This window comes from Pseudoalteromonas sp. SCSIO 43210 (genome assembly GCF_054133285.1).
Map to the genome: position 1 here is coordinate 3,716,321 of NZ_CP087225.1, position 13,422 is coordinate 3,729,742.

The 13,422-nt window shown below is 39.4% G+C and carries 11 protein-coding genes; 6 read left to right on the forward strand and 5 right to left on the reverse strand.

The genetic code is table 11. From position 1 onward, the window contains the following. Position 1: 1 nt before the first annotated feature. The 6 genes from LOS73_RS16135 to LOS73_RS16160 all read left to right on the forward strand — a co-directional run bounded on the left by LOS73_RS16135 (position 2) and on the right by LOS73_RS16160 (position 6,191). Positions 2–1,609: an ABC transporter substrate-binding protein gene (locus tag LOS73_RS16135; RefSeq protein ID WP_007376834.1), complete on the forward strand. Its 1,608-nt coding sequence runs from the start codon at positions 2–4 to the stop codon at positions 1,607–1,609. Next, positions 1,609–2,643 carry an ABC transporter permease gene (locus LOS73_RS16140; protein ID WP_007376835.1) on the forward strand — a complete coding sequence of 345 codons (1,035 nt, stop codon included), beginning with the start codon at positions 1,609–1,611 and terminating at the stop codon, positions 2,641–2,643. The genes LOS73_RS16135 and LOS73_RS16140 overlap by 1 nt, the downstream gene beginning before the upstream one ends. Then, on the forward strand, positions 2,630–3,523 hold the full coding sequence (locus tag LOS73_RS16145) for an ABC transporter permease subunit (protein ID WP_007376836.1): 894 nt from the start codon (positions 2,630–2,632) through the stop codon (positions 3,521–3,523). Before LOS73_RS16140 ends, LOS73_RS16145 begins: the two co-directional genes overlap by 14 nt. Then, positions 3,524–4,516 (forward strand): peptide ABC transporter ATP-binding protein, encoded by a 993-nt coding sequence (locus LOS73_RS16150; protein WP_007376837.1) that lies wholly within the window; start codon positions 3,524–3,526, stop codon positions 4,514–4,516. After that, the gene (locus tag LOS73_RS16155) at positions 4,516–5,277 is read left to right on the forward strand and encodes an ATP-binding cassette domain-containing protein (protein WP_007376838.1); all 762 of its coding nucleotides are present in this window, start codon (positions 4,516–4,518) and stop codon (positions 5,275–5,277) included. Before LOS73_RS16150 ends, LOS73_RS16155 begins: the two co-directional genes overlap by 1 nt. A 422-nt stretch (positions 5,278–5,699) precedes the next feature. Further along, on the forward strand, positions 5,700–6,191 hold the full coding sequence (locus LOS73_RS16160) for a VOC family protein (RefSeq protein WP_457933986.1): 492 nt from the start codon (positions 5,700–5,702) through the stop codon (positions 6,189–6,191). Between the two features lie 66 nt (positions 6,192–6,257). Here LOS73_RS16160 and LOS73_RS16165 read toward each other — a convergent pair whose 3' ends face one another. The 5 genes from LOS73_RS16165 to clpP form a co-directional block, all read right to left on the reverse strand. Continuing rightward, positions 6,258–8,159: a SurA N-terminal domain-containing protein gene (locus LOS73_RS16165; RefSeq protein WP_007376840.1), complete on the reverse strand. Its 1,902-nt coding sequence runs from the start codon at positions 8,157–8,159 to the stop codon at positions 6,258–6,260. 171 nt (positions 8,160–8,330) lie between these two features. Further along, entirely contained in the window at positions 8,331–8,621 is a 291-nt protein-coding gene (locus LOS73_RS16170; protein WP_157847577.1) for an HU family DNA-binding protein, read from the reverse strand. 191 nt (positions 8,622–8,812) lie between these two features. Further along, positions 8,813–11,173 carry an endopeptidase La gene (lon, locus tag LOS73_RS16175; RefSeq protein WP_008134748.1) on the reverse strand — a complete coding sequence of 787 codons (2,361 nt, stop codon included), beginning with the start codon at positions 11,171–11,173 and terminating at the stop codon, positions 8,813–8,815. 151 nt (positions 11,174–11,324) lie between these two features. Next, the gene (gene clpX, locus LOS73_RS16180; RefSeq protein WP_007376843.1) at positions 11,325–12,608 is read right to left on the reverse strand and encodes an ATP-dependent protease ATP-binding subunit ClpX; all 1,284 of its coding nucleotides are present in this window, start codon (positions 12,606–12,608) and stop codon (positions 11,325–11,327) included. Positions 12,609–12,742: 134 nt separating this feature from the next. Next, positions 12,743–13,360, reverse strand: a complete 618-nt coding sequence (gene clpP, locus LOS73_RS16185; RefSeq protein ID WP_007376844.1) for an ATP-dependent Clp endopeptidase proteolytic subunit ClpP — start codon at positions 13,358–13,360, stop codon at positions 12,743–12,745. Between the last annotated feature and the right edge of the window lie 62 nt (positions 13,361–13,422).

The following is a 13,422-nucleotide window of genomic DNA, read 5'->3' on the forward strand; positions in this document are numbered from 1 at the left end:
GGTGCATAAATTATTACTTACTTTACTAGCGGTCACCTTAGTAGGTTGCATTGATAACAAAGAAGAAATCATAGAAGAAAAAAACCAAGGCTTAGTTTATTGCGCTGAAGCTAACCCTGTGTCGTTTAATCCACAAGTTACGACCACAGGTTCTACTATTGATATTATTGCCAACCAGCTATACGACCGCCTAATTAGCATTGACCCTGTTACGGCAGAGTTTCAAAGTGAGCTGGCAACCGATTGGAAAATAAGTAAAGACGGTAAATCTATTACCTTCACATTGCGCAAAGGTGTGAAATTTCATACAACCGCTTATTTTACCCCTACTCGGGATTTTAACGCCGACGACGTTATATTTACCTTTAGCCGACTATTCGATGTCTATAATCCATATCACTTTGTGGGCGATGCCAATTACCCGTATTTTCAAAGTGTGGGGATTGATCAACTTATTCGTAAAATTGTGCGTGTTACTGATCATCAAGTTCGTTTTGAATTGTTTAATCCTGAAAGCAGCTTTTTAGCTAATATGGCCACCGACTTTGCCGTGGTGCTTTCAGAAGAATACGCCATGAAACTTAAGAAAAATAATCAAGAAAACTTATTTGATCAGTACCCTATTGGCACCGGCCCATATATTTATAAAGAATATCGCCGAGATCACCTCGTACGCTTTTACCGAAACCCACTTTATTGGAAGCACCACGTCGCACTTGAACAATTGGTTTACGACATAACGCCTAACGGCACTACGCGTATAGCAAAAATGCTGACTAAAGAGTGCGATGTAACGGCTCATCCAAGTAGTGCGCAATTGAGTATTTTAGCGCAACGCGACGATATAAACGTTGAAAAAGAAACAAATTTAAATATTGGTTACTGGGCTTTTAATACGGAGCGCGCCCCGTTTGACGACTTACGTGTACGCCAAGCACTTGCTCACGCCATTGATATCGATAAAATTATGCAAGCTGTATATTATGGTAATGGTACACGTGCACAATCTATTTTACCGCCAACCTCATGGGCATTTGAGCCACAAGCAAACATGCCAAGTTTTGATCCAGAACTTGCTAAAAAGTTATTAATTGAAGCTGGGTTACCAGATGGTTTTGATATGACTATTTGGGCGATGCCCGTAAGCCGTATTTATAACCCGAATGCGCGAAAAATGGCAGAACTAATGCAAAGTGACTTACGTAAAATAGGCGTTAATGTCAGTATTGTAGAGTATGAATGGAATACGTTTATTCAACGTATTGGCGAGCACAGGCATGATAGTGTATTGCTTGGTTGGGCCGCTGATACACCTGATCCGGATAACTTTTTTAGCCCTCTTTTAAGTTGCACTGCAACCTTTACCGGTAAAAATCCTGCTAACTGGTGCAATCCGCAATTTGATTTATTACTTACAAAAGCGCTCGATACGACTGATTTAAACATGCGAAAAAAATACTACGATGATGCACAAAGCTTAATTGTTGACGAGCTGCCATTGCTGCCTATTGCACATGGCTTACGTTTTCAAGCCAGTAGCGCAGACGTTGAAGGTATAACGCTTGGCCCATTTGGTGCAATTTCACTAGCTAATGCGAGGAAAAAATAATGATCTTAGATTATATTTTACGTCGTTTAGGTTTATTGCTTTTTATGACCCTAATGCTGAGTGTTTTTACATTTTCAATTAGTTATTTGTTCCCAGGCGATCCATTAAGTAATTTAAGTGGTGTACCAAGTAGTAACTTTGCTCAACACAGTGAGCTTGAAGATAAATATTTGTATAACAGTAACTATTTTGTTCAATATATAGCCTTTTTAGGACGAATATTCCAAGGCGATTGGGGGCTTTCTTTTGCATCAGGTGACAATGTATTTAGCCATATTGTTGATTTATTACCCGCTACACTGGAACTAAGTGTTTATGCATTAATTGTATCGATTGTCGTTGGCGTACCCGCTGGCATTTTAGGTTCTGCGTACTATAAACGTTGGCCTGATAAACTTATAAATTCAACCACTATGGTTGGTTATTCCATGCCCGTATTTTGGTTAGCACTATTGCTTATTATGGTTTTTTCTCTCAAACTGGGCTGGTTTCCGATGTCGGGAAGAATGGGGTTACTTTATGAGATCCCCGCCAATACAGGCTTTATTTTAATTGATATTGCACTGGCTGGATTTCCATATAAAGGAATGGCATTTTTAGACGCCCTGCGCCATTTAACACTACCCACAATTGTGCTCGCCATGTATCCGACCACCGTATTAGTGCGCTTTACTCGTGAGTCTATGCTTAAAGTTATGGACCAAAGTTTTATTAAAACCGCAAGGGCTAAAGGCCTTAACCGCAGACAACTTATAATTCATCATGCACTGCGTAATGCGCTATTACCGGTAATTAAACAAATTGGTTTGCAATTTAGTACGCTAATAACGCTTGCGATGATTACTGAAGTTATTTTTTCGTGGCCCGGCATTGGCCGCTGGCTTATCGATAGTATTTATCAACGCGATTATCCAGCTATACAAGGCGGCTTAATGGCAGTGTCACTATTTGTTATATTAGCCACTATTATTGCAGAGCTTACTTATACGCTATTCGATCCACTCTCGCGGAATCAAGCCCATGGCAAAGTTTAATATATTTTCTGAAGAGTCGAATAAATCGCCACTTGCACGATTTTGGCGTAAATTTAAAAATAATCACCCTGCGTTAGTTGGCTTGTGGATATTTGTAGCATTTGCTTTACTTGCCGCCAGTGCTCCACTTTTAGCACCGTACGGTGTTAACCAACAGCATAGTGATGCATTACTTATTCCGCCTTCGTGGCGGGAAATGGGTGATGTACGCTTTATTTTAGGTACTGATGACTTAGGTCGCGATGTACTTTCGCGTTTAATGAATGGTGCAACTTACACATTTGGCCTCTCTGTTGTCGCCGCGCTTATTACAACTATTATTGGTGTATTAGTAGGTACATTTGCAGGTATTAGCCGAGGTATTCGCTCAAGTTTTTTAAATCACTTACTTGATATAACGCTCTCTATACCTTCTTTGTTACTGGCTATTATTATCATAGCAATTTTAGGCCCAGGCTTAATGAACACGGTATGGGCAATTATTTTAGCGCTATTACCACAATTTATTCATTCAATCAGAAACCTAATTGTTGATGAACTAAACAAAGATTATATTACCGCGTTTAGGCTCGATGGTGCGTCTAACTGGCATATTATATCACGCGGTATCTTTCCTAATATTTATGAGCACATTGTGGTTATATTCACGATGGCGCTCTCCACTGCAATTTTAGATATTTCTGCATTAGGTTTTTTAAAGCTTGGTGCTCAGCCACCTACCACTGAATGGGGAGCTATTTTAGCCGAAAATTTAGGGCTAATTTATTTGGCACCATGGACTGTTGCGCTGCCAGGCGTACTGTTATTTTTAGCTGTGTTATCGACTAATTTAGTAGGCGATGGCCTGCGACAAGTGTTAAAAGCACGTAAGGCTGATTAAATGCAATTACTTGATGTTCGAAATTTAACCATTGAGCTGCGTACCTCAGAAACGATAATTAGAGCCGTTGACAAGGTAAGCTTTAGCTTAAAAGAAGGCGAAGTACATGCCCTTGTAGGTGAGTCTGGTTCTGGTAAAAGCTTAATTGCAAAAGCAATTGTGGGTGTACTAAACGAACGCTGGAATATTACTGCCGACCGTATGCATTGGCGTGGTGTTGATTTAATGCGCTTAACACCCGAGCAACGCCGTAAAACGGTAAGCCAAGATATTGCCATGATCTATCAAGACCCTAGCCGTTGTCTTGACCCTACAGCAAAAATGTTTGATCAAATAGCCGAAACCTTGCCTGAAAACCCAACAAAGGGGTTTTTCTTAAAACGTAACCGCGAGCGAAAAGACAGAGTAAAAGCGCTTATTCATAAAGTGGGCATTAAAAATCATGAAGCCGTGCTGGATAGCTATCCACATGAGCTCTCAGAAGGCGTATGTCAAAAAGTAATGATTGCAATGGCCATAGCCCGCACACCAAAGCTTTTAATCGCTGATGAGCCCACTACAGCACTAGAAAGTACCACTCGCGCACAGGTATTTAGGTTGTTGAAAAGTTTAAACCAGCTAAAAAACATGTCGATTTTGATGATTTCTCACGAATTAGAAGAAATTGCACATTGGTCACATGGGATCCATGTTTTATATTGCGGGCAAATGGTTGAAGCTGGCCCAACTCACAAAATTTTTAGTCAGCCTCGCCACCCTTATACACAAGCTTTATTAAAAAGCCTACCTGATTACGAACAAGGCCTAGCTCATAAAGAGCCTTTTTACGCATTAAAAGGCACCATACCTACATTACAACATTTACCGATAGGTTGCCGATTAGGGCCACGCTGCCCACAGGCTCAAAAAGCCTGCGTAGTTACACCTAAGCTTACAAAGCACAACGGGCACAGCTACGCGTGTCATTTCCCGCTGATTAAGGATATGAGATAATGCAACCAGTATTGAAAGTACAAGCTTTGTCTAAAACATTTAATATTCGTGCAGGCTTATTTAGTCGTAAAAAATTTGCGGTACTTAAAAATATTTCATTTTGCATTGGCAAAGGTGAAACTATTGCTGTTATAGGCGAAACGGGAGCGGGTAAAAGCACACTTGCCAAACTGCTTTCAGGCGCTGACAGCGCAGACTGCGGACAGATCTTATTAGAAGGCAATATTATTGAAGATAACGGTATTCGTGATAATCAGTGTCGCTATATTCGTATGATTTTTCAAGATTCAGCGGCCTCTCTTAATCCAGGTTTAACCATTGGTGATACGCTTGATGACTGCCTACAATACAATACTGACTTTGATAAAGCTGAACGGACTGAAAAAATTAGCGCTACGCTGTCAAAAGTTGGATTATTAGTCGATCACCAACATTACTATCCACACATGTTTAGTGTGGGGCAATTACAGCGCGTAGCACTTGCTCGTGCGTTAATTTTAGATCCAAAGGTTGTTGTACTTGATGAGGCACTATCATCACTAGACCCTTCTGTTCGTGCACAAATAGTTAATCTACTTCTCAAATTACAACAAGAAACAGGCCTGACATATGTGATGATCACTCATCATTTAAGCTTAGTTCGTCATATTAGCGACCAAGTTCTTGTACTTGATAAGGGAGAAGTCGTTGAATATGGCGCCACTGAAGTTGTTTTCCAAACACCTCAATCGAAAATCACCCAACGTTTATTAAGCTGTTAAAACAGCATTTTTTTCGTATCTAACCTGAACTCTGGTTAAGAGATTTACTATCATATTGAATCATGGTGATATTTAAATTTAATTTTTCTAGCCAGAAATTTCCAGTGAAAACAAGGCGAATTTACGCGTCAATAGCTGCTCGAGATAGATTTATTATCCAGCGTTCAGGTTATCTATTCTGCTTTGTAATATAACCTCGTTTATTAAGGTCTCTTGTTAAATACACTGCATTTAACAGTTATACCAATTCGCTTAATTAAGTGATCTATTTTGAAGTAAGAAAATCGTGTCGATAACAAAGCAAAAATTTCGTTATTTAGTTGTTCTATATCAGAAATTTTTAACGCTATTAACGCCAGATTTAATCCCTCAAACTGATTAAGTATTATTGCGAATTGGTATTAATACTACAAAGAGGATTTATGTTAAAAAAGACACTACTCGCTAGCATTTCATCGCTATTACTTTTATCAACAACGGTTATCGCCGATGTAGCACCTAGTTCAAATGTTAAAAACTGGGTTGGCGGAGTTGACCACTTAGGATTAACCGTGTCAGACCTTGATGCGTCTAAAGTTTTTTTTACTGACGTACTTGGTTTTAAAGTGCTCGGGAGTGACCCAAGTTACCCAGCTTACTTTTTGTCAAACGATAAAATAACGATTACGTTGTGGCGTGTTAAAAATGATGAAAAACGTGTGGAGTTTAATCGAGCAGAAAATGTGGGGTTACACCACTTAGCACTCAGTGTTGAGAGTATTGAAAAGTTAGCGCAGCTACACGATCATTTAAAAACGCAACATAATATTAAAATAGAGTTTGCACCCGAAAATCTAGGTAAAGGTCCAACAAAACACATGATGATTAGAGAGCCTAGCGGTAATCGCATAGAGTTTATTGCAAGAGGCAAATAATACCAACTATATTGAAGACAATAAAAAAGGCGCTTTAAAAGCGCCTTTTTTTATGAGCTAAATTAATTACTCAACGGGTTGTGCAACCGTTGGTAAGTTAAGCTCAGCATTCGCTTTTAACGCTTCAATAAATACCATGTAGTTTTTATTAGCTTGCGCCATAGTGATACTTTGCTTTGCTTGTGGGTCAATATTAGCTGTAACTTGTGCATCTGTTACCGACTTAAGTGCAACAATTGCAGCATCACCATTATTTAAATCAACTACTTCAAACACTGCAGAACCTGCAGGATGAGCCATTTTAAATGCTTTAGTTACAATTGCTGGCGAAACAGTATAGCTTTGACGTGTTAATTGCGCTTCTTGGCGAAGTGTTAAGCTTTGCTCATTGGCTACATCACTTAAACTCTTACCTGCTTTTACTTCTGCAAATAAGCTACGTGCTTTATCTTTAGCAAGCTCAGATGATTTTTCATTAACTAAACGTGCTTTAATTTGCTCGCTTACTTCACTTAGTGGCTTAGTGGCAGCTGGTTTGTGTTCATTTACACGAACAATAATCGCATGCTCATCGCCAAGCTCAATAACTTCAGAGTTAACTTTATCTTCCAGTAAATCAACTGACGATAACGCAGCAATTACAGAGGGCGTATTTAACGGCTCTGGTAATGCGTTAATTGCTAAAAGCGGCGTTGATTTAATCTCTACCTCTGCAACTTCGGCAGCATCGTCTAAGCGATCTGAAATTTCAAATGCTAGTGCACCCATTTCAGTTTGCTTTTCGTAAAAGGCATCTATTTTTTCAGCTTGTTCAAGCTCCGCACGTAAATCAGCTTTAACATCGTCATATGCTTTAACTTGTTGCGGCTGAATATCAGTAAGTTTAATTATGTGGTAACCAAACTCTGATGCTACAACCTCTGAAAAGTCACCTTTATTTTTAAGCGCAAATGTCGCGTCTTCAAATGCAGGGTCCATTACATCGCGTTCAATCCATTCAAGGTCGCCGCCCATTTCACCACTAACAATATCATCAGATGATGACTCTGCTAATTCAGCAAAATCTGCACCTTGCTCTAATTGTGCGTGAAGTGCATTGGCTTTTTCTTTTGCTGCATCATCGTCTTCGCTGTTATCGATTAAGATATGTGAAACACGGCGTTTTTCTGGCTCAACGTATTGTGCCTTATTTTGATCGTAATACGCTTTAACATCATCTTCAGTAACTGACTCAACCGTAATATCTGTGGCTTTAAGCTCAATATAATTAACTGAGATAAGTTCTGGCGATAAAAACTGTGATGCATTTAGCTCGTAGTAATCAGATACTTCTTGCTCTGATACTTCAACACTTGCTGCTAGCGCTTCTTTGTTTACAACTAAGTAATCAATGCTGCGCGTTTGCTGCTGTAGAGAAATAGCGCTTTTAAGCTCGCTCTCAAGAGCAAAGTCAGTACCGGCTACGGCAGTAACAAGTTGACTGCGCGTCATATCTTTACGAAGGTATTCACGAAATGCATCTGGTTGAAAATTCATTTGACGAATAACTTGTAGGTAACGGTCGTTATTAAACTGCTCACCTACTTGAAAATACGGTAATTCTAAGATTGTTTTACGTACACTTTCGTCGCTTACGCGAAGGCCTAAATCAGCCGCTAGCTGTGATTGCAATTCTTGTTGTACTAAGCGGTCAACTACACCTTGACGTATTTGTGCCATGTAATTTGGATCTGCAGAAATTTGTGCAAAATATTCACCAAATTGTTGTTCTAATCGACTACGCTCATTTTGGAACGCACGATTAAATTCAGTTTGGCTAATTTTAATTCCATTTACTTCAGCAACAGGTTGTTCCGTGGTTTGACCTAGGTAACTACCAATCCCAGCTAAAGCAAAAGATAAAATCACCGCGCCTAAAATTATTTTGGCTACAGGTCCTTGTGAACCTTCTCTGATTTTCTCAAGCATTTGTTTATCTCTTTTTGATCAAGGTTTTTACCTTGTCACATGTAAAAAAAGCGTATCTTACCAGATACGCTTTTTCACTTGAAGTAATTGGCGGTAAAGTTACTTAATTCATCATTTAGATTGATTAAGTAAATTTACATTCGCCATAACTAAACTGTATGAAAACAGTGATTAGTTTACTGCGTCTTTAAGCGCTTTACCGGCTTTAAAAGCAGGAATATTTGCAGCAGCAATTTGAATAGCTTCACCAGTTTGCGGGTTACGACCTGCACGTGCAGCACGCTCACGTACTGAGAAAGTACCAAAGCCAACAAGTGCAACTGAGTCACCATCTTTTAGCGCACCAGATACAGATTCGATGAATGAATCTAGAGCACGACCTGCAGCCGCTTTAGAAATGTCAGCATCAGCTGCGATTTGATCGATCAATTGAGATTTATTCACAATATCATCCTCTTTCATTGTTATTATCAAGAGCGATGGTTTTTTAAACTAACATCACTTTTTTGAAAATTTTAGAGCAAACTAATTATGCTCACATGATTATATTTTTCTTAAGCCTAGGCCCCGTAAGGGCTAGGCTTGAAAACCAGTGCTTAACTTATCATATCGTTTAGATTTGAAAAGCCCTAAAAAGCACTTTTTTCGGTTTTTTACTGTTTTTTTGGTGTTTCGACTGAAAAACTCTCAACCGGATGCACTAAAGCCAGTTTTAAAACTTCGTCAATCCATGTAACTGGGTGAATATCTAAGCCCGCCAGCACATTGTCTGGGATCTCTTTTAAATCACGTTCATTAATTTTTGGAATGATGACTGTTTTAATCCCACCACGATGCGCCGCGAGTAATTTTTCTTTTAAACCACCAATTGGTAATACTTCACCGCGTAGTGTAATTTCGCCGGTCATTGCAACATCCGCACGTACAGGGTTACCCGTTAAACTAGACACTAAACCAGTCACCATAGCAGCACCTGCGCTCGGACCATCTTTAGGTGTTGCACCTTCAGGCACATGCACGTGAATATCACGTTTTTCATAAAAGTCGCTATTAATACGAAATGTATCTGCACGATTACGCACGACCGTCATGGCCGCTTGAATCGACTCTTGCATTACATCGCCCAGTGAACCTGTATAAGTAAGCTTACCTTTACCTGGTACCGCTGCGCATTCAATAGTAAGTAAGTCACCGCCTACTTCAGTCCATGCAAGACCAGTTACTTGGCCAATACGGTCGCCATCTTCCGCTTTACCGTAATCGAAACGCTGTACACCTAAAAAGTCTTCTAGGTTATCTTGATTGATAGTCACGGTTTTAGTGTCTTTTTCAATTAAGATATTTTTAACCGCTTTACGACATAGTTTTGAAATTTCACGCTCAAGATTACGTACACCCGCTTCACGTGTGTAGTAGCGAATAATGCCAATAATTGCACTATCAGCAATCTCAATCTCATGCTCTTTCAGGCCATTACGTTTCACTTGTTTAGTAATTAAGTGCTCTTTTGCGATGTTTAGTTTTTCATCTTCGGTGTAACCCGATAAACGGATAACTTCCATACGATCCAGTAATGGACCAGGAATGTTAAAGCTGTTTGATGTCGCTACAAACATAACGTCAGATAAATCGTAATCTACTTCAAGGTAATGATCGGCAAAATGGCTGTTTTGTTCAGGATCAAGCACTTCTAATAGCGCTGATGCTGGGTCGCCACGCATGTCTGATGACATTTTATCGATTTCATCTAGCAAGAATAATGGATTTTTAACACCCACTTTAGTCATGTTTTGAATTAACTTACCTGGCATTGAACCAATATAAGTACGGCGATGGCCACGAATTTCAGCTTCATCACGCACACCGCCTAGCGCCATACGGATATATTTACGACCTGTAGAGCGTGCGATAGATTGCCCAAGTGATGTTTTACCCACACCCGGAGGGCCAACTAAACATAAGATTGGACCTTTTAGTTTATTAGTACGCTGTTGCACCGCAAGGTACTCCAGAATACGTTCTTTAACTTTATCAAGGCCATGGTGATCACTATCAAGAATTTTTTGCGCGCCTGCTAAGTCTTTTTTAACTTTAGAGCGCTTTTTCCACGGCACATTAATTAATGTATCTATATATGAACGCACTACGGTCGCTTCTGCTGACATTGGCGACATCATTTTGAGTTTATTAAGCTCTGTGGTCGCTTTATCTTGTGCTTCTGTTGGCATACCAGACTCTTCAATGCGCTTTTTAAGTGCTTCAAATTCATCCGGTACATCATCAAGCTCACCCAGCTCTTTTTGGATGGCTTTCATTTGCTCATTTAGATAATACTCACGCTGAGATTTTTCCATCTGCTTTTTAACGCGAGTACGAATCTTTTTCTCAACTTGCAGTAAGTCTATCTCGCCTTCCATAAGCGCCATTAAATATTCAAGACGCTCTGTAACGCTTGAAATTTCTAGCACTTTTTGCTTTTCAGGTACCTTTAATGGCATATGAGCAGCCATTGTATCGGCTAGCCGCGCAGGATCATCAATACCTGAAACTGACGTTAGTACTTCTGGTGGGATTTTTTTATTTAGCTTTACATAGCCTTCAAATTGGCTAATTGCGCTGCGAATAAATACATCTTGCTCTTGCTCATCAATTAAGTCAGATTCAATAAATTGAGCATTAGCAACAAAAAAGTCTTCGCTATCAACGAAGTCTTCAATTTGTGCACGTTGCGTCCCTTCTACTAAAACTTTAACGGTGCCGTCTGGTAACTTTAATAACTGAAGTACAGTAGCAATAGTACCAATACGATAAATATCATCTTGTTCTGGCTCATCTACAGTTGCATCTTTTTGTGCAACTAAGAAAATTTGTTTATCTTTGTCCATTGCCGCTTCAAGGCATTTTATTGATTTTTCACGGCCTACAAAAAGCGGGATCACCATGTGTGGATACACCACAACATCGCGCAGTGCTAGCACTGGGATTTCGACTCGGTCGGTTCTCTCAAGCGTCATTATAATTTCTCTTCGCACTTCATTTATTTTAAAGATTACTCAAGTATATGGGGATAACCTAATTAAAGTTCAACAATTTTCCCATACTCGATTAAATTAATTATAAAAAAAGGAGCCTAAGGCTCCTTTTTTCATTCAAATAGCTTAAAAACTATTCTGATGCAGCTTTATCTTGTTTATTATTTTCATAAATCAAGATTGGGTCAGATTCACCTTTAATAACGGTTTCATCAATAACCACTTTACTTACATCATCCATTGAAGGAAGCTCGTACATTGTATCAAGCAATACACCTTCAACGATTGAACGAAGACCACGCGCACCTGTTTTACGCTCCATTGCTTTGTGGGCAATTGCAGCTAAGGCATCATCGCGGAACTCAAGTTCAACGTCTTCCATGCCAAACAACACTGAAAACTGTTTAGTAATCGCGTTTTTAGGCTCACTCAAGATTTGTACAAGTGCTGCTTCATCAAGCTCAGTTAACGTTGCAACTACTGGCAAACGGCCTATAAATTCAGGGATTAAGCCGTATTTAACTAAATCTTCTGGTTCTACGTCTTTAAATGTTTCACTTAAAGAACGACTCGCCGCAGACTCTTTTACGCTAACGCCAAAACCGATACCGGTATTTTTATGGCTACGTTGCTCAATTACTTTATCTAGGCCTGAAAATGCACCACCACAAATAAACAAGATTTTAGATGTATCTACTTGTAAAAACTCTTGTTGTGGATGTTTACGACCACCTTGCGGTGGAACTGAGGCAATTGTACCTTCGATCAGTTTAAGTAGCGCCTGTTGAACGCCCTCACCCGATACGTCACGCGTAATTGATGGGTTATCTGATTTACGAGAAATCTTGTCAATTTCATCGATGTATACAATACCACGTTGTGCTTTTTCAACATCGTAATCGCACTTTTGTAAAAGCTTTTGAATGATGTTTTCAACATCTTCACCTACATAACCCGCTTCGGTTAATGTAGTGGCATCGGCCATAGTAAACGGCACATCAAGTAGACGCGCTAACGTTTCTGCAAGTAATGTTTTACCACTACCAGTTGGGCCGATAAGCAAAATATTACTTTTACTTAATTCAATATCTTGCTTAGTCGATTGATTGCGCAGTCGTTTATAGTGGTTATAAACTGCAACAGACAATACTTTTTTAGCATGATCTTGACCAATAACATAATCGTCTAAGTGTTTACGAATTTCTTTTGGTACAGGTAGTTTATCAGACGTGTCATGCTTAGGAGCAATGTCTTTAATTTCTTCCCTGATAATATCGTTACACAACTCTACACATTCATCACAAACGTATACTGATGGGCCTGCAATTAATTTACGTACTTCATGCTGGCTTTTGCCGCAAAAAGAGCAGTATAACAATTTATTACTTTTGTCGCCGTCTGTAGGAGTGTCAGACATTCAGCTACCTCATTTTATTACGTTGGCCACCAAAACTGTTGGTGGCTATTTCAATACGCTTTAACTATACCAAAATTTATTGGTTTTCGCATAGTAACTCTAAGTGGTAAGCAGATAACCTGCTCACCAAGCGCTTACTTTTTATCGCGATTTGTAAACACTGAATCAACCAAGCCGTAATCTACAGCCTGCGAAGCACTCATAAAGTTATCACGATCAGTATCTTTGGAAATCACATCTAACGGTTGGCCTGTATGCTCAGCCATTAAGCGATTTAGTTTGTCTTTAATAGACAGAATTTCTTTCGCATGAATTTCAAAGTCAGATGCTTGACCTTGGAAACCACCTAATGGTTGGTGAATCATCACGCGTGAGTTAGGTAGGCAAAAACGCTTACCTTTAGCACCAGCAGTAAGTAAAAAAGCACCCATGCTTGCAGCCTGACCTACACATATTGTACTTACATCAGGTTTGATGAAGTTCATAGTGTCATATATAGCCATACCTGCAGTTACTGAGCCACCTGGTGAGTTGATGTATAAAAAGATATCTTTATCAGGGTTTTCTGATTCTAAAAATAGCATTTGCGCTAAAATCAGATTTGCCATGTTGTCTTCAACTTGACCTGTTAAAAAGATAATACGCTCTTTTAATAATCTCGAATAAATATCATACGAGCGCTCGCCTTTAGGTGTTTGTTCAACAACCATAGGGACCAATGCATTGAGGGGATCTGTAATACCAGTATTCATACTTATTTAATTCCTTATGCGCTTATACTTATCCTTACTATAAGAAAAGCATAATTATCGTT